The 21,557-nt window shown below is 34.8% G+C and carries 26 protein-coding genes; 20 read left to right on the forward strand and 6 right to left on the reverse strand.

Translation table 11 applies throughout. The features are described from left to right. Positions 1–16: 16 nt before the first annotated feature. From B0I22_RS06110 to B0I22_RS06130, 5 genes are all read right to left on the reverse strand, one after another. On the reverse strand, positions 17–1,105 hold the full coding sequence (locus B0I22_RS06110; protein WP_133943748.1) for a VWA domain-containing protein: 1,089 nt from the start codon (positions 1,103–1,105) through the stop codon (positions 17–19). Continuing rightward, entirely contained in the window at positions 1,047–1,991 is a 945-nt protein-coding gene (locus B0I22_RS06115) for a BatD family protein (RefSeq protein WP_133943968.1), read from the reverse strand. The genes B0I22_RS06110 and B0I22_RS06115 overlap by 59 nt, the downstream gene beginning before the upstream one ends. A gap of 55 nt (positions 1,992–2,046) precedes the next feature. After that, the gene (locus tag B0I22_RS06120) at positions 2,047–2,907 is read right to left on the reverse strand and encodes a DUF58 domain-containing protein (protein ID WP_133943749.1); all 861 of its coding nucleotides are present in this window, start codon (positions 2,905–2,907) and stop codon (positions 2,047–2,049) included. Positions 2,908–2,952: 45 nt separating this feature from the next. Then, the gene (locus tag B0I22_RS06125; protein WP_133943750.1) at positions 2,953–3,342 is read right to left on the reverse strand and encodes a four helix bundle protein; all 390 of its coding nucleotides are present in this window, start codon (positions 3,340–3,342) and stop codon (positions 2,953–2,955) included. Between the two features lie 130 nt (positions 3,343–3,472). Beyond that, positions 3,473–4,477 (reverse strand): AAA family ATPase, encoded by a 1,005-nt coding sequence (locus B0I22_RS06130; protein ID WP_133943751.1) that lies wholly within the window; start codon positions 4,475–4,477, stop codon positions 3,473–3,475. A 213-nt stretch (positions 4,478–4,690) separates the two neighbouring features. Here B0I22_RS06130 and B0I22_RS06135 point away from each other — a divergent pair, with 213 nt between their 5' ends. The 12 genes from B0I22_RS06135 to B0I22_RS06190 all read left to right on the forward strand — a co-directional run bounded on the left by B0I22_RS06135 (position 4,691) and on the right by B0I22_RS06190 (position 14,031). After that, entirely contained in the window at positions 4,691–4,933 is a 243-nt protein-coding gene (locus tag B0I22_RS06135) for a hypothetical protein (RefSeq protein WP_133943752.1), read from the forward strand. Beyond that, complete coding sequence (locus B0I22_RS06140) at positions 4,924–5,241, forward strand: type II toxin-antitoxin system RelE/ParE family toxin (RefSeq protein WP_133943753.1); 318 nt, start codon at positions 4,924–4,926, stop codon at positions 5,239–5,241. The genes B0I22_RS06135 and B0I22_RS06140 overlap by 10 nt, the downstream gene beginning before the upstream one ends. A 17-nt stretch (positions 5,242–5,258) precedes the next feature. Then, entirely contained in the window at positions 5,259–5,735 is a 477-nt protein-coding gene (locus B0I22_RS06145) for a DinB family protein (RefSeq protein ID WP_133943754.1), read from the forward strand. A gap of 30 nt (positions 5,736–5,765) precedes the next feature. Beyond that, complete coding sequence (locus B0I22_RS06150; protein WP_133943755.1) at positions 5,766–6,200, forward strand: hypothetical protein; 435 nt, start codon at positions 5,766–5,768, stop codon at positions 6,198–6,200. 220 nt (positions 6,201–6,420) lie between these two features. Then, positions 6,421–7,173 (forward strand): 23S rRNA (guanosine(2251)-2'-O)-methyltransferase RlmB, encoded by a 753-nt coding sequence (gene rlmB / locus B0I22_RS06155; RefSeq protein ID WP_133943756.1) that lies wholly within the window; start codon positions 6,421–6,423, stop codon positions 7,171–7,173. Between the two features lie 180 nt (positions 7,174–7,353). Further along, positions 7,354–8,397 carry a DUF6263 family protein gene (locus B0I22_RS06160; RefSeq protein ID WP_133943757.1) on the forward strand — a complete coding sequence of 348 codons (1,044 nt, stop codon included), beginning with the start codon at positions 7,354–7,356 and terminating at the stop codon, positions 8,395–8,397. A 9-nt stretch (positions 8,398–8,406) separates the two neighbouring features. Further along, entirely contained in the window at positions 8,407–8,634 is a 228-nt protein-coding gene (locus B0I22_RS06165) for a hypothetical protein (RefSeq protein ID WP_133943758.1), read from the forward strand. Between the two features lie 60 nt (positions 8,635–8,694). Then, the gene (locus tag B0I22_RS06170; RefSeq protein ID WP_133943759.1) at positions 8,695–9,288 is read left to right on the forward strand and encodes a transposase; all 594 of its coding nucleotides are present in this window, start codon (positions 8,695–8,697) and stop codon (positions 9,286–9,288) included. A gap of 62 nt (positions 9,289–9,350) precedes the next feature. Beyond that, positions 9,351–11,888 carry a YfhO family protein gene (locus B0I22_RS06175; protein ID WP_133943760.1) on the forward strand — a complete coding sequence of 846 codons (2,538 nt, stop codon included), beginning with the start codon at positions 9,351–9,353 and terminating at the stop codon, positions 11,886–11,888. A gap of 132 nt (positions 11,889–12,020) precedes the next feature. Further along, positions 12,021–12,323 (forward strand): hypothetical protein, encoded by a 303-nt coding sequence (locus tag B0I22_RS06180; protein WP_133943761.1) that lies wholly within the window; start codon positions 12,021–12,023, stop codon positions 12,321–12,323. An 84-nt stretch (positions 12,324–12,407) separates the two neighbouring features. Then, positions 12,408–12,911, forward strand: coding sequence for a GNAT family N-acetyltransferase (locus tag B0I22_RS06185; RefSeq protein ID WP_133943762.1), 504 nt, complete (start codon positions 12,408–12,410; stop codon positions 12,909–12,911). Between the two features lie 79 nt (positions 12,912–12,990). Then, positions 12,991–14,031, forward strand: a complete 1,041-nt coding sequence (locus B0I22_RS06190; RefSeq protein WP_133943763.1) for a tetratricopeptide repeat protein — start codon at positions 12,991–12,993, stop codon at positions 14,029–14,031. A gap of 79 nt (positions 14,032–14,110) precedes the next feature. Here B0I22_RS06190 and rpsO read toward each other — a convergent pair whose 3' ends face one another. Next, positions 14,111–14,380 (reverse strand): 30S ribosomal protein S15, encoded by a 270-nt coding sequence (gene rpsO / locus B0I22_RS06195; protein ID WP_133943764.1) that lies wholly within the window; start codon positions 14,378–14,380, stop codon positions 14,111–14,113. Between the two features lie 367 nt (positions 14,381–14,747). Between rpsO and B0I22_RS06200 the strand changes: the two genes are divergently transcribed. The 8 genes from B0I22_RS06200 to B0I22_RS06235 all read left to right on the forward strand — a co-directional run bounded on the left by B0I22_RS06200 (position 14,748) and on the right by B0I22_RS06235 (position 21,551). Then, positions 14,748–15,083, forward strand: coding sequence for a PadR family transcriptional regulator (locus tag B0I22_RS06200; RefSeq protein WP_034964729.1), 336 nt, complete (start codon positions 14,748–14,750; stop codon positions 15,081–15,083). Between the two features lie 5 nt (positions 15,084–15,088). Next, a complete protein-coding gene (locus tag B0I22_RS06205; RefSeq protein ID WP_133943765.1) occupies positions 15,089–16,822 on the forward strand; it encodes a PspC domain-containing protein in 1,734 nt (577 codons plus the stop codon). A gap of 93 nt (positions 16,823–16,915) precedes the next feature. Next, a complete protein-coding gene (locus tag B0I22_RS06210; RefSeq protein ID WP_133943766.1) occupies positions 16,916–17,833 on the forward strand; it encodes an alpha/beta hydrolase in 918 nt (305 codons plus the stop codon). A 50-nt stretch (positions 17,834–17,883) separates the two neighbouring features. Further along, positions 17,884–18,714 (forward strand): GLPGLI family protein, encoded by an 831-nt coding sequence (locus B0I22_RS06215; RefSeq protein WP_133943767.1) that lies wholly within the window; start codon positions 17,884–17,886, stop codon positions 18,712–18,714. A 335-nt stretch (positions 18,715–19,049) separates the two neighbouring features. Beyond that, positions 19,050–19,622, forward strand: a complete 573-nt coding sequence (locus B0I22_RS06220; protein ID WP_133943768.1) for a 1-acyl-sn-glycerol-3-phosphate acyltransferase — start codon at positions 19,050–19,052, stop codon at positions 19,620–19,622. A gap of 70 nt (positions 19,623–19,692) precedes the next feature. Continuing rightward, positions 19,693–20,124 carry a PaaI family thioesterase gene (locus B0I22_RS06225; protein WP_133943769.1) on the forward strand — a complete coding sequence of 144 codons (432 nt, stop codon included), beginning with the start codon at positions 19,693–19,695 and terminating at the stop codon, positions 20,122–20,124. A 12-nt stretch (positions 20,125–20,136) separates the two neighbouring features. Then, positions 20,137–21,117, forward strand: coding sequence for a chorismate-binding protein (locus tag B0I22_RS06230; protein ID WP_133943770.1), 981 nt, complete (start codon positions 20,137–20,139; stop codon positions 21,115–21,117). A gap of 110 nt (positions 21,118–21,227) precedes the next feature. Then, on the forward strand, positions 21,228–21,551 hold the full coding sequence (locus tag B0I22_RS06235) for a DUF6804 family protein (RefSeq protein ID WP_342772847.1): 324 nt from the start codon (positions 21,228–21,230) through the stop codon (positions 21,549–21,551). The last annotated feature ends 6 nt before the right edge of the window (positions 21,552–21,557 follow it).

The raw sequence follows: 21,557 nt of genomic DNA on the forward strand, positions 1-21,557 counted from the left end.
CTGCATACTTATCTACTTAGTTCAAAATTTTAAAAATTACCCATCTCAACAATGCATCCAACACCAGAAATCCTAAAGCTATCCATAGAAAAATCCTGAAATATTCTTCGTAATTGTACAACTTGGATGTTTTGACATCTGACTTTTCGAGCTGATTGATTTCATCATAAACGGTTTGCAAGCTTGTATTAGAAGTCGCCCGGAAATATTTTCCGCCCGTTAGTTGGGCAATATCCATCAAAGTATTTTCATCAATCTGAGTTTTGGTTTCTGTGAAAACCAATTCGCCAAAAATGTTAGTCGCTGTTGGCATTGCCGCAAAACCGTTACTCCCAATTCCGACTGTGTAAACTTTGATGTTGTTATTTTTTGCTAATTCTGCGGCTATTTGTGGAGGCATTGCGTTGATAATCGTATTTACACCATCGGTCATCAAAATGATGATTTTGCTTTTGGCCTTGCTTTTTTTAAGGTGATTCACAGCAACCGACAAACCTTCTCCGATGGCGGTTCCAGGTTGCAATTCGAGAGGATTCAATTGATTCAGTTCATCCACAATGACTTGGTGATCTGTTGTCAAAGGAACTTTGGTGTAAGCTTCTCCTGAATAAGCCACCAAACCAATCCTGTCATTCTCTCTTTTATTTACGAAATCGATGGCAATTTTTTTCAATGCTTCCAATCGATCGGGATCCAAATCTTTTGCCAACATACTGAGAGAAACATCCACGGAAAGCATAATATCAATTCCTTTGGACTCATCTCTGTCTTGAGAAACCGTGTAAGTTCTCGGTCTTGCCAAAGCTACTATCAACGCTGTGAGAATGAAATATTTTGAGACTTTCAAAAACGTCATTACCAACGAAATATTTCCGCTTGGTCGCATATTTTGAACCGAAGGCACAGCAATTCCTCTACTTTTTTTCTTGCCCAAATCCAAAATAAATAATGGAATGAACAAAATAAAAAGCAGTAAAAACCACGGACTGTAAAACTCGAAATTCACGGATTGATTATAATTGATTAATGATGACTGATAAATGGTTTTATTTAAGCTTTCGTAATTTAGATCTGTCTTCGTCCGAGAGTTCTTCGACAGAAACATTTCTCAGATTTTCGGCTTCAACATCTTTCGTAGAACGTTTTACAAAATCTCGAATCTCGATAAGGTCTTTCGACATTATTTCTTTTGTAGGAATGGTTTTTGCAAACTTCACAAGATCGCCTCGGAGGAAAATTTCTTCTACTATTTTTTCATTTTCTTGAGAAATAACATTCGTATTTTTCATATATTCTACTAAATCATCGGTCAGTAAAACATCCGCCGGAATCTGATATTGTTTGGTGATAAAAGCTCTTGAAATCTCGATTAATTCTACATAAAAATCGCGGAAATTTTCATTCTCGATGTAATTCTTCTTTCTCAGTTTTTCCAAATCCTTCAAAGTCTGATTGGTTGTAACCGCAGGACTGTCTTTGCGCTTTCTTCCCCATCTTATGATTCCGATGATTAAGAAAATAATAGCGATGATTAAAAAAGCCAAAAGAACGTAGAATTTGTACATATCCCAATAATCCTGCACATCTAAATCCACTTCTTTGTTCTTCATAATGTCATTAATCTGGTCGCCTTTTTTGGCTGTATTAATGACTTCCACTTCATAAGGAATCGTTTTCAGAATTTGGTCTCCAACTTTGATTTCGATTTCCGGAATTGTAAATTTTCCTTCCTGAAAAACCGCGAATTTGACAGATCTTAAGTAAATATCTTTTTGAATCGCAATACTGTCATTCACCATTTCGAAATGGAAAGGCAACAATTCATTTCTCGGTGCAATCTGAACATTTTTGCCTTCCAAATCCAAAATCTGAATTTTGAAAATCGCCACTTCTCCCAACGCCAAAGTCGTCTTATCAAGACTGGATGATAAGGTTTGCCCGAAACTAAACGAAGAAATGAATATGAAAAACGAAAAAAATATTTTGAAAATTCTGTAAGGCATTATTTGACTGTCTTTAATCTTGACTCTTTGTTCTTGATTCTTTTTACTTTTTAAAATATTGATACAAAAACTTGCTGTAATCATCTGAGGTTTTGATATCTAAAAAATGAGCCGACGAATTCTCGAATTCTTCTTTGGTCTGTCTCATTTTTCGTTTTTGTTGTTCTGCAAAATCGTATCGCCATCTTGCGCTGGAAGTGTTTGCCCAAACTTGTTGTCCAGTTTCAGCATCCCGAAAAAGTGCATAGCCAATGTCCGGAATCTCCATATCTTTTTCATCAAAAACACGAAGTCCCAAAACCTGATGTTTTCTTGCCGTCACGTTCAGTATTTTTTGGTCAAATTCATCTTCAAAATCTGAAAACAAAAACACCAAAGATTTTCTTTTGAAAACGCTCATCATATAATTGAAAGCCACATCCAAATTAGATTTTGCAGGAACATAATCGGCAGACAAAATGTTGCTAATGATTGACAACACGTGTTTTCTACCCTTTTGAGGCGGAACTACTTTCAGAACTTTGTCTGCGTAGAGAATCAATCCAATTTTGTCATTGTTTCCTGCGGCCGAAAATCCAAGCGATGCGCAGATTTCAGCAACATATTCTCTTTTCAATTGTGTTCGAGTTCCATAATCCATTGAAGCAGAAACATCTACGACAAGCATCATCGTGAGTTCACGTTCTTCTTCCATTACTTTTACAAATGGCTCGCGGAAACGTGCGGTTTTGTTCCAGTCCATTCGTCGGGTGTCGTCGCCGAATTGATACTGGCGAACCTCAGAAAACGTCATTCCCTGACCTTTGAATGCGCTGTGATATTGTCCCATAAGCGATGCTTCCGTCTTCTTTCGAGTTCGGATTTCTATTTGCTTTACTTTTTTGACAATGTCCTGTATATTCAAAGTTCTTTAGTTTTTAGTTTAAAGTTTTTTAATTCGACTTTAATCTTATTTATATTTAGAACCTTTCAGTTCACTACTTTTTAAGTAATTAATAAAAGCTCCAATTCTTTTGCTTAAAGTTTCAGTCTGTTCAATTAATAATTCAAATTTTGTTTTTGAAATAAAATTTCTATCAAAAACTCTGTACAATTGTGACCGTGTTTCTCCACAAGATGCTTTTGCAATAGAAAGAAATTGGATAAATTCTTTGTTACCATTTCTTTCAAAACCTTCAGCAATATTGTCCATTATTGAACCTGAAGAACCATCAATTTGATTACAAAGTCTATAATTATTTTTAAGATTACTTTCTTCAATAATTTGATAAATTTCTTTGCAAAGTATTCTTGACAATTGCCAAATTTCTAAATCTTCAAACTTTTTAACCGTTGCCATAACCTTGAATTATAAACTTTAAATCTTAAACTACATAGTTTTTGGCGGTCATCGGTTGATAGTTTTCAGACCTCTTAGTTTTTTCAAAAACAATAGGACGACTGACCACTATCAACAGATTAACCATTATTTATGGCGCTTGTATCTTCGCCAAAATTTTATTCACAATATCATCCTGAGTCACTTCCTCGGCTTCAGCTTCGAAACTTAATCCAATTCTGTGTCTCAAAACATCTTTCGCAATTTCTTTCACATCTTCCGGAATCACAAACGCTCTTCCTTTGATGAACGCATAAGCTCTGGAAGCAATTGCCAAGTTGATACTTGCTCTTGGTGACGCTCCAAAACTGATATAATTTTTGATTTCAGACAAACCGTATTTTTCTGGAAAACGGGTTGCGAAAACCATATCCAAAATATATTTCTCGATTTTCTCGTCCAGATAAATTTGATTGATGAGTTTCTTTGCGTCAACAATTTGATTCAAATCCACCACTTTTCTGATTTGTGGAATATCCTGCGTAGAAATCATTCTCATTACCTTTCTTTCATCCTCAAATTCAGGATAATCGATTTTACACTTTAGCATAAAACGGTCGGTTTGCGCTTCTGGTAAAAGATAAGTTCCCTCTTGGTCAATTGGATTTTGAGTGGCTAAAACTAAAAAAGGTTTTGGCAAAGGCATTGTCTCATCACCAATTGTTACTTGCTTTTCCTGCATTACTTCGAGAAGTGCAGACTGAACTTTTGCAGGTGCACGATTGATCTCATCTGCCAACACGAAATTTGCAAAAACAGGTCCTCTTTTTATGGAGAAATCATTGTCCTTTACATTGTAAATCATCGTTCCCACAACATCTGCAGGCAACAAATCTGGCGTAAATTGGATTCTAGAAAACGCACCATCCACAGCTTCTGACAAGGTTTTGATTGCTAAAGTTTTAGCCAATCCTGGAACACCTTCCAATAGAACGTGACCATTTCCCAAAAGTCCGATGAGCAAACGGTCTATCATATATTCCTGACCAATAATGGCGCGGTTGATTTCTTGTTTTAATATAGAAAAAAAGTAATTCTGTTCTTTTACTTTTTCGGTAAGTTGTCTGATATCTTCTGCTTGATTCAATTCTGACATAGTAAATCTTAAATAAGTTGGTAAATTTCATATAAAAACCTGCAACCGCAAACACAATAATTGCTAATCTTGCGTTAAATATTTGTTAAAAGGTTGGAAGATGGAAGTTTGAGGATGGAAGTTACCATCGAATTTTTTTGCTTTTTGTTAATAAATTTGGAACATTTGTCGTTTATAAAGAATTAGTTTAAATTTGATATAAATTTGAATAATATGAATTTAGAAGCACGAAAATTATCTTTGGTTCAAGAATTTCTGAGAATAGACAATGAAAATATCATTGGTGCTTTGGAAAAATTCCTTCATAAAAGCAAATCCGATTTATTTGAACAAAATCTGAAACCAAAATCTTTACAGCAATTCAACCAAGAAATTGACCAAGCATTGGAAGATGAAAAGAAAAATAATTTAGTTTCTGCAAAAGATTTGAAAGAGAAAATCCAAAAATGGAGTTAAAAATCTTTTGGTCACAACTTGCGGAAGACCAATTGATGGATATTTTTCAATATTACAAATTAAAAGCTGGTGTCAAAATTGCAAAGAAAATCGTCAATGAAATTGTTGATCAAACAATTGACATTGACAAAAATCCTAAAATCGGACAAACTGAAGAGCTATTGAAAGATAGAATTCAAGAGTTTCGGTATTTAGTTTCGAGCAATTATAAAATAATTTACTACATCAATTTGGAAACTCAGAGAATCGTGATTGCCAATGTTTTTGACACACGACAAAATCCAGAAAAACTGAGTGAAACAAAATAAAAATTTCAATAAAATAAATGAATTATCATTTTGCCAATCATAGACAGGTCCGAAAAAACTTGTTGCACATTTTACAAAATACTTCCGAAAAAGACTTGCTTGCAATTCCCGACGGATTTAACAATAATATCTATTGGAATATTGCGCATTGCGTGGCTCAGCAACAATTGCTTTGCTATTATCTGAGTGGAAATCAGTTCAGAATCGATAAATATTGGGTTGAAACTTACAAAAAAGGGACATTCGCAAACGTGGACGTGAAGCAATCTGAGATGGAAGATTTGGCTTATCTTCTCATTGAAACTTCAAAAATTCTTATGAAAGATTTTGACAATGATTTTTTCCCAGATTATACGCCATATTCCACAAGTTTCGGTGTTGATTTGAAGAATATTCAGGACGCGATTATCTTTAATAATATGCACGAAAGTATTCATTACGGTTATATTTTGGCTCAGAAAAGAGCTTTGATTGGAGAAGGACTGAGTTTATAATTGATGAATGATAATTGATAAATGATTTCAATGAATCTGCGATATATTTTTCCGATTTTCCTTTTAATAATTTTATCATTTTCGAAATCCGATAATGAGAGGTTCAAACATTACAAACCTATCAGCAAAACTCAAGAAATAGAAGTTCTGTATCTGACTTGGGACGATTCGTCGTTACCAAACTTCGTGAAAGTTTCGGATTATAATAAATATGTGGACAAAGCTGAATTATTCGAACATTGTTTCTATGTCGATTCTAAAGACCCAGAGAAAAGGAAATTCAAAATTCCGATGACGACAGATAAATTGATTAAGAAAATCCCTTTAAAAATAAAAGGAAAATTCTACAAAACCAAACAATTTGATGATACTTTTCCTACTCCACTTTTTGAAGATTACAGAAAAACCGGCGATTTGAAATTCAAAACGGAGAATGATGAGTTTTTGGTTTTTGTGTTGGATTAATTAATTGAACCACAAAAGTCACAAAAGTTTTTGCGTTAAATATGTTTTCAAAAGTTCAAAAAAGACTTTCTGTAAGGTTTTCTTTTTTGTTCTTATTCTCAATTTCTCTCAATAAAAGATTTCCTTTTGTGACTTTTGTGGTTCAATAAAGAACTTTACAATTTTCTTAAGACAAAACTAATCTCAAAAACCTTACTTTTGTAAATTCAAAATCTCATTAATGAATCAAGAGAAAAAAGATGATTTCATCTTCGGATTAAGACCCGTATTAGAAGCCCTGGAAGCTGGAAAAACCATTGACAAAATTTTTGTTCAAAATGCTCTGCAAGGCGAAATATACATAGAACTAAAACAACTTCTTGCAAAACACAATCTGCGTCCAAACTACGTTCCTGTAGAAAAACTCAACCGTTTTACGAGAAAAAACCACCAAGGTGTAGTGGCCTTCATTTCAGATGTTCCTTTTTATAAAATCGAGGATGTTTTGCCTCAACTTTTCGAAGAAGGAAAAACGCCATTTATCTTAATTCTTGACAGATTGACCGATGTTAGAAACTTCGGAGCAATTTGTAGAACTGCAGAATGTGTGGGTGTTGACGCTATTCTGATTCCAGAAAAAGGTGGCGCACCAATCAACTCAGATGCGATTAAAACTTCTGCTGGAGCGATTTATAATATTAAAATCTGTAAAGAGAAAAATCTTGCTCATTCGGTCGATTTTCTTCAGCAAAGTGGAATCAAAGTGTTTTCCGCTACAGAAAAGGCTCATAAATTGATATACGATGCAGACTTCACAGAACCGTGCGCAATCGTAATGGGAAATGAGGAAACGGGAATATCCAAAGAAGTACTTCATCATTCCGATGAAAAAATAAAACTTCCAATCGAAGGTAAAACCCAATCCCTAAACGTCTCTGTAGCGTGTGGCGCGATTCTTTATGAAGCCGTGAGACAGAAAATAACTAACAAATAAAAATGAATAATTAAAAGATTTAATTTGGGCAACTTATCCGCCTGGAGTTTATCCTGAGCTTGTCGAAAGGCTTCCAATTGTCACTCTGAGGCTCTCGAAGAGTCCGCTCAAGTCGGGTTGCGAGCATTCTTTATTTTAAGAACATTTCAAAAATCTTTTACCTTTTATCAAACATCATTTATGAAAAAAATAACAGCGCTTGCCCTAATTGCAATAACTCTAGTCGCTTGTAAAAAGGAAACCAAAACCGTTACAAGAGTGGACCCCAAAACCGGAAAAACCGAAACTGTAACCGTAGAAATCTCGGACGAAGAAGCTTCGAAACCGAAAGCAATTGCGGACAGCAGTGGCATTTTCAAACAAAAATTCATCCTCGAAAAAGGAACAACTTATCCTTTGGTTTCTTACCAAAGAGAAATCCAGTCTTTGACTACGCCAGACGGAAAAACAATGTCCGGAACCAATGAAACAACGGACGAAATGTCTGTGACAGTCAATGATTTCAAAGACAATATCTACGATTTGACCTTGAATATGACAGGCAAAAGAATGTCCAGCACATCCAATGGAAAAACTTTGACCATCGACACCAAACAACCTGCACCAAAAGAGGAAAACCTGAAAATGGAATATCTTGTGAGCAAAGGTTTGGCAGGCAACAAACTGAATGTGAAAATGGACGCTTCTGGAAACATTAAATCAGTCACTGGTTTTGATGTTGTTTATGCGAATTTGAAGAAAGCAATTGCCGGAACTGTGAAAGACAAAAAACAGCAAGATGGTTTTATAGAAAGCTTCAAAGCTGGTTTCAATGAGGAAATGATGAAAGAACAATTGGGCAAAAACTTAAAACTTTTCCCAATAAAAGGTGCTAAAATTGGAGAAAAATGGACGACTTCAGAAGATATTGACCCAAGCGGAAAATTGAAGCAAAACCTGACTTTCACTTTGACCAAAATTGAGAATGGAAAAGCAGAAATCTCTGTAACCGGTACAATTCCGTCAAAATCTGACAAGCAATCGCAAAACGGAATGACACACTCGATGAGTATGGGCGGTTCGCAAAGTGGAAAAATCATCATCGATGAAAACACAGGCTGGCTTCTGAATCAGAATCTTTCCATCAAAACCAATCAAAAAGAAACGGTTTCCGATGGCAAACAAACGCAGAGTATGACTAAAAATTCCACCACTTCTATCATCATCAATCCATCGTATAAATAAGAACCGGAAATGAAATATATTTTAGAACTCATCATAGCAACCATCATCATATTCTTCGTTTGGAATATTTTGAAACGATTGTTTTTCAATGCGTTTTATAAAAACTTCCCAACACTGAATCCAAAAAATCGACCGCAAAACGAGCAAACCACTTCGAAAAAAATGCCCGAGCAAAAAGTAAAATGGGACGCAGAAACGGTGGATTATGAGGAAGTGAAGGAGGAGAAAAAATATTAGTTTAAATCTTAATTTAACCCCTTCAGAGTTTAAAACTCTGAAGGGGTTTTGTTTCTAAATATGGAAAAAGAGATTTTAGAATTTGGACATTTTTATCACATTTACAATCGAGGAAATAATAGAGATGCTATTTTTTTCGAAGAAGATAATTATAGATATTTCTTAAAATTATTATTAAAATATATTTCTCCAATCGCAGATGTTTACGCTTATTGTCTTTTGAAAAATCATTTTCATTTATTAATTAGAATAAAATCTGAGCAGGAAATTAACACTTCTGATTTCAAATTTTCGACAATCGAAGAATCAAAATCCATTAATCCTTCGAAGCAATTTTCTCATTTTTTCAATGCTTATACTCAAGCAATCAATAAACGCTATAACAGAACTGGAAGCTTGCTAGAGAAACCATTCGAAAGAAAAAAAATCACAGACGAAAGTTATCTGAAACAAGTCATTCTTTATATTCATAATAATCCAGTCAAACACGGCATCACAAAAAATGCAAGTCAATATTTTTGGTCTTCATATAATTCAATTTTATCTACAAAGTCATCAAAATTAAATAGAAAAGAAGTTTTGGATTACTTTGAAAATGAGACTAATTTCATATTTTCGCATAATAATTACGATTCACTGAATTTACCTTATTGAAAGCAACCCCTTCAGAGTTTTGAACTCTGAAGGGGTTTATAAAAATTCAAACAAAATAACTTATGTTCAAAAACAAGAAAAATATCTTATTCGTTATTGCCAGTTTGGTGATTTTCATTTTGCTGGCAGTTTTATACGCCAATCCTGTCATCTCCGGAAAACGTTTGATGCAACACGACATTGTGTTCTACAAAGGTGGCGCAGAAGAACTCTTGCAATACAGAGCAAACAACGAAAACGAAACTTATTGGAGCGATGCAATGTTTGGCGGAATGCCGACTTATCAAACCGGAGCGCAGTTCCGTGGCGATGTCATCAAAAAAATTGATGATTTGTTTTTGTTCCTTCCAAAACCTGCGAATTATCTATTCTTATTGTTCGCCGGATTTTTCTTTTTGGGAATGGTGGCTGTTCGTAATTGGAAATACGCTTTACTTGGCGCAACTTTCTTCGGATTATCCACTTATTTTTACATTATCATTTCGGCTGGACACAACGGAAAAGTTCATACGATTGCTTATTTTGCGCCACTTGTCGCCGGAATTATATTGGTTTATTTTAGGAAAAAATACATTCTTGGATTTATCACCACTGCCCTATTTGCAGGTTTGCAGATTTGCGCGAATCATCCGCAGATGACTTATTATCTTTTCTTAGGATTAGGATTTTTATTTTTATCTGAATTAATAAGAGCCATCAAAGGAAAAATCGAATGGAAACACTTCCTGATTTCTACTGGAATCGTGGGATTTGCAGTCGTAATCGGTGTTGGAATGAATTCCCAAAGATTGATGGCAAACGCAGAATATGTGAAAGAAACCGTGCGTGGAAAGCAAATTCTTAACACCAAATCTCACACCGCTGGAAAATCCGGAATGGACAGAGAAAGCATCACGATGTGGAGCTACGGAAAACTGGAAACACTTAACTTATTCATTCCGAGATTAATGGGCGGTGGAAGTCAGGAAGAAGGTTCTGACAAAATGATGGAACGTGTGCAGGAATTGGCTCAAGAAAACATCAAATCCCAGCAGGAATATGAAATGATGATGAAAGGTTTTGGAAGTCTGACTTATTGGGGCGACCAGCCGAGCACATCTGGACCAGCGTATCAAGGTGCTGTTGTTTGTTTCTTGGCAGTTTTAGGATTTTTCTTTGCCCGAAAAAAGTACAGATATTGGATTTTAGGCGCATCGATTTTGACGATTTTCTTGGCTTGGGGAAGCAATTTCCCAATTCTTACAGATTTCTTCATCGATTATGTTCCGTTGTACAACAAGTTCCGTGCGCCATCTTCTATTTTGGTGGTTGTCGAGTTTTTGTTCCCGCTGATTGCCATTCTCGGATTGTACAGATTTTTCACCGATGATAGTTTAACTGAAGAATACAAAAAGAAAATCTTGCTTTATGTTTCTGGATCAGTTCTGGGAATCACATTGATTTTAATGCTTTTCGGAAAAGGAATTTTAGGTTTCTATACAGCAAATGAGAAAACTTATCTTCCGCCATTTTTATTGGATTATTTGGTAGATGAAAGAGCCTCGATGTTCCAAGTTGATGCACTCAAAGCGATTATTTATGTTTTGATTACGGCTGGCGTTTTATTCTTAGGCTTAAAGAAAAAATTGAATATCAATATCGTTTTATTAATTATTGGATTCGTGAGTTTGTTTGACCTTTGGACGGTTAACAGACGTTATCTGAACGATGATAATTATGTGGACAAAACCTTCGCTGATTATCCTTTCCAAACCGAAAATTCGGAATATTTGATGAGCAAAGCTGGAAATGATTCTTTCGTTCAAAGCCTTTTGCAACAGACCGAAGTTAATAAAGCTTTGCAGACGATTGCTGAAAAAGACAAAGACCATTACAGGATTTTCAATAACATTCTATCGACTTTCAGCGAGACGAATACTTCTTACTTCAAATCTTCGATTGGCGGTTACCACGCTGTTAAATTGAGACGTTACGATGATTTAATCAACAAATATTTCTCGACAACCGACCAAGTAAAAACGGTAAGAATTCTGAATATGCTGAACACCAAATATTTCTTGGTAGGCGACCAGCAAAAACCGGAGATCACGCCAAATCCTGAAGCGAATGGAAATGCTTGGTTTGTTTCTGACATCAAATTCGTTGACAATCCAAACGAGGAACTGAACGAAACCGGAAATCTTGACACCAAGAAAATTGCTGTGATTTCTAAAGATGACAAAGCTTATTTCAACGGGAAAAATCTGGTAAAAGATTCAACGGCGTTTTTGGCTTTGAAATCTTATCAGCCAAACGAATTATCTTTCGATTCATCTTCCAAAACGCCTCAATTGGCGGTGTTTTCCGAAGTTTATTATCCACACGGCTGGAATGTTTATCTGGACGGAAACAAAGTGGATTACATCAAAGCAAATTATCTTTTGAGAGCGCTTTACGTTCCAGCAGGAAAGCATAAGATTGAAATGAAATTTGAGCCAGCCGTTATTGAAACTGGAAAATTATTCTCTTTGATAAGTTTCGGATTGTTTGTTTTATTGAGTTTGATTGGAGTTTATTTTCTGTTTAAGGATTCTCGGAAATCTGAGGTTGCGGAAGCTTAATAATTGATTAAACACTTAAAATAATAAAAATAACAAACAACTGTTAATCAATTACTTATCTTTTATAAATAAGCAAAACCCACATCATATACGTTTGAGCATATCTTTGTATGATAACTTAAAAAAATAAATATGCTTAGCGAAAAAGAATCAACACAATTAGAGTTCAATGCTTACGAACTTATTAATAAGTTTGTTAATGGTGATTATTGGTTATTCACCATTAACAAATTAAAAAATGGATATAATTTAGAAAACACAGAATATCATTTTAAAGTCATTAAAGAAGACATCTGTTATTATCTGGTTGTTGTAATTGGAGAAAAAGAATATTTTTTTGATGGTAAAAATGAAAAATCTCCTTTTAGATGTTCAAGAAATTATAATGGAGAATGGCAAATTTATTTTGAAACTATTTTAGAAAATACAGTTTAATAAAGAAAAACTAAAAAAGCAACTCAAACCGAGTTGCTTTTCTTTTTTCCTTAGATTTGAAATTGACTATAATTATAAAACCAAATGAAAGAAATCTTAAAAACAGAAAGACTTTTATTAAGAGAATTAACTCCCGACGACGCAGAAAATTTCTATAAACTAAACCTGAATCCAAATGTGATAAAATACACAGGAAATTCTGCTTTTAAAGATATTGATGAAGCCAAAGGATTTCTTGAAAATTATCAGGATTACAAACTCAACGGCTTTGGAAGATGGGCTGTGATTGAGAAATCAAATAACGAATTCCTTGGTTGGTGTGGTTTGAAATATGACAAGAATCTGGATGAAACCGATATTGGATTCAGATTTTTTGAAGAACATTGGAACAAAGGCTTCGCCCCAGAAAGTGCACAAGCTTGTATCGATTATGCTTTTGAAAATTTGAATTTAAAAACAATCATCGGAAGAGCAATGTCAGAAAATATTGCTTCAATCAAAGTTCTTGAAAAAATCGGATTGAGTTTTGAGAAAGAATTTGATTTTGATGAAAAGAACAAAGGTGTGATTTATAAAATTCAGAAATAAAAAAAAGCAACCCAAATTGAGTTGTTTCTGTTTTTTTCTTAGATTTGAATTTATAAAAAACTCATTAACCATATATCAAATGAAAAAGATTTACTTATTACCAATTTTCTTTTCTTTTTTAAGCTTTTCTCAAAATAAAACGGAAGCCGAAGTTAAAATTAATGAAGGCGTTGCTCTACACGATTCAGGAAAATACGACGAAGCTTTGGCAAAGTACGATGAAGCTCTAAATCTGGATAAGGATAATTCTCTAGCTCTTACAGAAAAAGCAATGACATTGGAATCTGTAAAAAGATACGATGAGGCGATAGAAGTCAGTAAGCAAGTTTTAAAATTATATCCAAATGAAGACAATAGAACACTTTATGTGACTTATGCCAATTCTTTGGATCACTCCAACAAAGCGGACCAAGCGCTGAAAATCTATGATGAAGGTCTAAAAAAGTATCCAGATTACTATCATCTCTATTTCAACAAAGGAATTACCTTGGTCAATGCAAAAGAAAATGAAAAGGCCATTGCTTCTTTTCAACAAGCAACAAAACTAAATCCCAATCATTCGAGTTCCTTCAATGCTTTGGCAATTCTTGGACAATCAAACCGAATAGCATCTATTTTAGCATTCAGCAGATATCTTGTGATAGATAACAAATCTGGGAGAGCGAAAGGCAACTTTGACACTCTTATAAAACTTATTAACAAAGGTGTCTCGCAAACTGGAGATAAATCCGTTTCAGTTTCTATAGATTCAACAACACTCGAAAAAGTAAACAAGAAAAAGAAGGGTGAAAATGACTTTTCTTCAACAGATATGGTTTTATCAATGGCTTCTGCTTTGGAGTATGATGATAAAAACAAAGACAAGACAGAGGTTCAAAAATTTATCAGTAAGTTTGAAACACTTTGCCGATCTATGGCAGAAACTCAAAAAAATCAGAAAGGCTACTACTGGGAGTTTTTAGCACCATATTTCATTGAAATGGAAAAGAAGAATTTAATTGAACCATTTGCATATACTATATTTCGTCCGTCTCAAAATCCAGATGTTATCCAATACAACAAAGTACATCCTGATAAAATTGAAGAATTCCAAAACTGGTCAAAAAATTATTGGAAGTAGAAATATTACACGACAAACCTTATAAAATAAAAAAAGCAACCCAAATTGAGTTGCTTTAATTTTTTGCGTGAGCTTAGGATTATTTTCTGATTCCCAATTCAGCGATGATAGCTCTATATCTAGAGATTTCTTTTTTCTTCAAGTAATCCAAAAGAGATTTTCTCTTACCTACCAACATTACTAGAGATCTCTCTGTAGCGAAATCGTGACGATTAGCTTTCAAATGCTGAGAAAGGTGGTTGATTCTAAAAGTGAATAGAGCAATCTGACCTTCAGCGCTTCCTGTGTCTTGTGCAGATTTTCCGTGCTTTGCGAAGATTTCTGCTTTTTTTTCTGTTGTTAAATACATTCCAATATTATTTAATGATTATTATGTAATTCGGGTGCAAAGATAGGATTTTATTCCGGATTAAAAACTGTAAATCACAAAATTGTAAAAAACTATTGATTTTAATTGCAAACCACTCCATTTTCCCATCAAAAATCTCATAAAAAGCACAGATTACTTATGATAAATTAAATTTTAAAAATATCAGTTTAAAAATTTATAACTGATTATCAAACACTTAAATATTAATTATAAAAATATTTACTACTTTGCATTGCACAATACCTTTTTAATTACATATCTTTGCAATGTAATAATACTGAGAACTGCAAGATTCTAAATTTATCTGTAAAGTCTCAAATTTAAAAATCAACCAACAACAACTAATATGAATACCGAGAACACAAAAGCGCAAATGCGCAAAGGCATTCTGGAGTTCTGTATTTTGAGCCTGATTCAGCAACGTGAAATGTACGTTTCCGACCTGATAGAATCTCTCAAAAAAGGAAGACTAGACGTAGTGGAGGGAACTCTTTACCCCCTTCTTACAAGATTGAAAAACGGCGAATTTCTCGCTTACAGATGGGAAGAATCTACAAGCGGACCACCAAGAAAGTATTATCAGATTACCGAAAAAGGAAGCCTCTTTCTCGCGGAACTGCAAACCACCTGGCAAGAATTGACAGATTCTGTAAACCAAATTATCTCAAACTCTCAAAACTAACTATTATGAACAAGACATTATCCGTAGCACTCGCTGGTTTTTCCTTTACGATAGACGAGCTGGCTTACATAAAATTAAGCGATTACCTGAATGCTCTTAGAAATTCACTAGACGCTTCCGAAGCAGATGAAGTGATGAACGATATCGAAATCAGAATGGTGGAGATTTTCAAAGAAACACTTGGAAAGAGAGAGGTTGTGAATGATTCTGATGTGGAGAAAGTAATTGCTCAAATCGGAACACCAGAACAAATCGATGAGCAAGAAGAAGCTTATTTCTCAGAAGGGAAACAAAGCAAATCCAAATCTTCTACTTCATACAGCAGTTACAGCAGCAACTCTCAGAAACAAATGTTTCGTGACCCAGAGAGACAAAAGATTGCCGGAGTTTGCGCAGGTCTTGCGGCATATTTCGGAATGGAAATCAGCTGGATGAGATTACTTTGGATTGGTGTATTCATCATAGGATTCCCAATGGCTCCATTATTTTTATTTGTTGGATTGCTTTACATCATCCTTTGGGCAGTTTTACCAAAAGCTGAATCTGCTTCTGACTTTTTGAAAATGAAAGGTAAACCTTTGAACTTTGATAACTTAAAGGAAGAATCTAGCAAAGTTGTACAATTCGCAAATGAAACTTCTACCAGAGCAGGCGAAATCTACACAGAAAACAAACAGCAAATTGGCTCTGCAGGAGACACAATCCTGAAAATCCTTAAATATTGCTTAGCCGTTTTCTTGGCAATGCTTGCAGCGGGATGTTTCATTGGACTTTTTGCGATGACTTTCGCTTACGGATCTGGAAAATTTGGAATCGATAACAATCTTGGATTCTATCTGGAGGAGAACAATATGGGATATTTGATCTTAGCGATTGCCGCGTTGCCGACTGTTATTTTCGGAGTTGCATTCTTATTATTATCAATCAAATTATTCTCTCCGAAAACTAAATTCAACTATGTAGGTCCTGTTTTGGGAACATTGGGAATTATTTGGATTGTTTTGATAGGAATTCTTGCCGCCAATGCATCAAAATTCAATTTTGCTTACAGTGGAGACAATGAAGATTATGAGAACGTATCAATCACAGCTCCGAATGCCATCGACACAATTTACATAGACAGCAAGAAAGTGGAAATCCCTGAGAACTTCAAAACTTATTTTAATAATATCTATTCTGATAAGTCTAAGATTTACAAAAAAGATTATCCACACGTAGAAATCACGAGAAAGGACAACATCAAAACGCCTTATCTGATTGTGAAAAAAGAAGCGGAAGGTTACAACCAACCTCTTAAAATGAAAGTGCCTGTGGAAATTGTTGGAAACAGAATCATCCTTCCAAATTACTTCGAATATCCGTACGAGTATCGTTTTAGAAATTACAGATTGGATTATGAACTTGTAGTTCCTAGAAACACGAAAGTAATTAATGAAAAAGAATATCAAGTCAACATCAGTGATAACAATGATAACGATGACCATGATAATGATTCTAACAACAATAACAACAGCGGAATCACAGTTGAGAAAAACAAAATCAACATCAACGGAACTACTATCGAGTACAATTCCGAAGAAAGTGACAGCGTAAAAATCAATGGGAAATATTACTCCAAAGATTCTGCAGACGTGGTTTTAGAAAGAATGAAACTGGATGAAAAAGTTAAGAAATCTATCGAAGATCTTAACATCAACATCAAAGACGGCAAAAAAGAGATCAGTATCAAAACTAAATAATTTGAGAGTGGATTAGTCGAAAAGCGGATCAAAAACTGTAAAGAGTTTCCGCTTTTCTTCTAGTTCTCCCAAAAAATTATAAATGATATTATTATGAAAAATTACTCTCTTCTACTTTTCTTAGCATTCAATCTATCAATATTTGCGCAAGATAAAAACAGCAAATCAGTTTTGGTTGAGGGCAAAAAGATGTCTTACAAAACCTTCAATCTTGAAAACAGAAAAGATGGAGAGCCCATTTTGGTATTTGAAGCTGGATTAGGAGGCGGCACTTTTGATCCCATTCTCCCCCATCTGCCAAACACTATTTCCGGAATAGAATATGAAAGAAATGGTCTTGGACAATCCGAAGCAGATCCTAAGATAAGCACAGATTCTCAAGTGGTAGAAAGATTGCACAGTATGTTGCAATTGCTCAACATAAAACCTCCGTACTTGCTTGTGGGACATTCCATTGGCGGACCATACATTCGATTGTTTGCGGCAAAATATCCAGACGAAGTGAGCGGACTTGTTTTCTCGGATCCAACCGACTTTATGCTGACAAAAAAGGAAAATGAAGAAGCAAAAATAAAATCCGGAAGCCAAACGGGATATCAAGAGATTTCGAATATTATCATAAAAACTTTATCACAGAACAAGAATGTGAGCCAAGGAACCAGAGATGATGCGGCAAGAGCATTAAGATCGCATTCTAAAGGATATTTTAATGAATATACCAATTTGCCTGCTCTTAACAAAAAAATTGCGACAACCGTTATTATTTCCTACAACAAGCACATCGAAACGCCAGATGAAGAGATGAACAAAAACCTAAATCTTGGAATCAACTTCAAAGCTTGGTGGAAGGAATATGACAATCTTAGAGTGCAACACTTTTCCGACCTAATCAAGGATAATGACAACAGTATGATTATTTTGCTACCCAAATATTCACACGGAATTCATTATCAAAATCCAAAATTGGTAGCAAATTTTATTATTGAAAATTATAACCGTTTTAACAAATAGGCTCATTGTAATATTCGGAAGTCTATTAAACTTACACCAGAAACATACTTATGAGAATCTTTACTTTTATACTTTTGATATGCCTCACCACGCTGTCAAAAGCACAGACACACAGGTTTGTCTATGAATACAAGTTCAAACCCGACTCTACTGCCACAGAATACAGAACGGTGGATATGGCGCTGGACATCAATCCAAATGATGTCAAATTCTACCACTACGGGAACATCATCAATGATTCTCTGAACAAAAAAGGTGGCAGAAACTATAATTGGAATGGAACTCCCGCAGTCAAAAGAAACAAAAACTCTTACCAAAACACCAATTACGAGATGATGATGGACTACTTTTCCTACACCACTACCGACAAAATGGATTGGAAATTGGAAAATGAAACCAAAACTTCTGGGCAATATACACTTCAAAAAGCGACCACAAATTTTGGTGGAAGGCACTGGACAGCTTGGTTTTGCAAAGACATCAATATCTCGGAAGGTCCTTACAAATTCCGCGGATTACCAGGTTTGATTTTCGAATTGAATGACAGCCGCGAGAACTTCTTTTTCAAACTCGCCAAAAGTCAGAAACTGGAAAAGACTTATGACACGTCAGATTTTCTGGAAGTTTTCGGAGGAAAAAAACCACTGAATCTAAAAATTGCAGACCTTCACAAGATGATGCTTCAGTTTTTTAATGATCCTATGAAAGATCTTCGCGACAAATTTGATGAAGTTCCACCGGGAACTTTCCAAGTGGGCGGAACCAAAATTACCAGCAAAGATCAATTCAAAGATATGGCGAAAGTGATGCAGAATTTTCTTGCGAAAAATTACAACCCTTTGGATTTAACGAATGCTGTAACCTATCCATCGATAAATTAAAAAATTAATAAAAAATTTATCCTCAAATTAAGAATTGAATAAATTATTTTTATTAAATTTGTTTCAGAAATCAATTTTCTAACCCAAACCATAACAATATGATACAACTTGTATTTGAAATCGTAATCAAACTGGTAGATTTTATCAGTAGCTTATTTTAGACGGCAAAGAATATCCAGATATTTCTTAGAAAATAAACATATTTTGTAAATTTGTAAAGTATAGCTTTTGTAGTTATACTTTTTTTTATGACATCGCTTATCATTTCCAATTGGAAAATCCAAAAAGTTATCGGTGATGGCATATGACAAAATAAACAATATCAAGAGCCAACTATGAAAAAAATATTAGCAAAAATCATCCTGAAAATAATTGGATGGAAAGTCGTTTTACAAGGTGATGCAGACAATCTGGACAGATGCATCCTCGTAGTTGCGCCACACACGCACAATACAGAATATCTTCTTGGGAACCTCGCCTACTGGTCACTTGGGAAAAAGCTAAAAGTTATTATCAAGGATGCTCACACAAAAGCTTTCTACGGAGGACTTGTAAAAGCAATGGGCGGCGTTGGGATAGACCGTTCTCAGAAAAATGATTTGATTAATTTCGTAGCCAACGAATTCAAGAAAGATGATTTCAGTCTTGTGATCACGCCAGAAGGTACGAGAAGTTGGGTTCCGAAATGGAGAAAGGGATTTTATAACATGGCAATGGCGGCAAAAGTTCCTATCGTTCTTGCCGGCGGAGATTACAAAAGAAAAACGATCAATTTGGGTTACAAGATTCCTTATGAAAAACTGGAGTCGCATACTTATGAGGAAATTATGCAGGAGATTCAGGATTTCTACATCAAATATGACATCACTCCAAAAATCCCTGAGAATTGGAATCCGCAGATTTATTAATTGAAGATTTAAAGTTTCTAATCATCAGTTAAAAACTTGAAACAATAAGCATTAAACTCAAAACGCCGAAATGGAAGAATCAAAAAAAATTGAAATATTAGACCGTTTAAATAAAGCGAGCAAAAATACTTTAGGTGAAACTTTGGACATTATTTATACAGATGTTTCCGATGATTTCCTAACCGCTACAATGCCCGTCACACCAAGAGTTCATCAGCCTTATGGCATCATGCACGGTGGAGCAAGTTGTGTTTTGGCAGAAACTTTGGGCTCTTGTCTATCATTAATAAATCTTGACATTTCGAAATCTGTACCTGTTGGAACTAATATCAACAGCAACCATTTGCGCGCCATCCGAGAAGGGATTGTGACTGGAACGGCAACCTTCATCCGAAAAGGAAATACGATGCACGTTTCTCAAATCGAAATCCGAGATGAGAAAGGCAATCTCATCAATCATACGACGATGACCAACAACATTGTTCCAGTAGGGAAAGTTTAATTTTTTTGTTCCATGCTGATTTTCAAACTTCCAGACCACGATGTTTTTCATACGGTGGATAATGCTTCTGGCATCAACAATGTTTCTTTCGTAAGTTTTGATACGAAGACAATTTTAGATTTCAAAGGGAATCTTAAGGAAATCTCGAGAGGTGAAATCGAAACATTATCTATAGTGCCAAAAAACAAAAGTTCACTCATAGAAATTGGGAAAGAAACGCCAGAATCTTATGGGCGAAAAATATCGCAGGCAAAGGATTTCATTGAGAAAAATGATCTCAAAAAACTCGTGCTCTCCCGAAGAAAACTTCTGATGTATCTGGATATAGATTCTCAGAAAAAATTATCGTTAACAAAAAGTTTTCTGAAATTTACTGATAGTTATGCCAATGCGTTTTGCTACTTATTCGAGAAAAATGGCGAAATCTGGATGGGCGGATTTTCAGAAATTCTGGGAAAATTTGACAAAAGAAATAACTCATTTGAAACCATGAGTCTAGCTGGAACGCTGCCTTTGGATGAAAACTGGACAGACAAGGAAGTTGAAGAACAGAAAGCTGTTACAGAGTATATCCAGTCGATTCTCAGAAAATTTTCTTCCAATCTGAAAGTTTCATCTACAAAAGATTTAATTTCTGGAAACATCAAACACCTAAAAACTGATTTCTCTGCTGAAATTAGCCCGGAAAGTCTGGACAAAATCATCAGCGAACTGCATCCAACGCCCGCTGTTTGCGGTTTTCCAAAAGATTTGTGTGCACAAGGAATCAAAAGTATAGAACATTTTAACCGTGAACTATACGCAGGTTACATCAAAGTTGAAACGGAGGATTTCATCTATTATTTTGTGAATTTGCGATGCGCCAGTTTTTTCAAGAATTATGCATTTCTCTTCGTTGGTGGCGGCATTACTTTGAAAAGTGATGCGCAGAAAGAATGGCAGGAAACAGAGCTTAAGTCTCTAGCCGTACAAAACAATTTGGTTTTCGAATAAATTAACCTTTAGATCAATTTATAGCGATTTAATTATTACATAATTATATATTAATAATAAAAATTGTGAAAATTGTATTTATTTTCTAAATTTACCACAAACTAATTAACGTGAATCAACTTGTAAAACTCATTTTGATAGGAATTCTGATTCTATCTTTTTTGAAAATGCCCTACTTTTTCTATCGCCTTTCCAGTTATGCGATGTTTGCAGGTTTTGGATGGCTGGCTTATGATGCATTCCAAAGAAGAGATCATTTGGATGTGAAGATATTTGCTGTGATGGCGATTCTGTACAATCCCTTCTTCCATATTCCTTTTCCGCATTTTTTGTGGTTGATCATCAATACGCTTGTTATCATAGGACTGATAATCAATTTGCTTTTTTCAGAAGAGAATCCTTACGATAATTTCACAAAAAAAGATGACTGCTAAGTCATC

Origin of the sequence: Epilithonimonas xixisoli (assembly GCF_004365655.1) — a bacterium.
Classification (GTDB): domain Bacteria; phylum Bacteroidota; class Bacteroidia; order Flavobacteriales; family Weeksellaceae; genus Epilithonimonas; species Epilithonimonas xixisoli.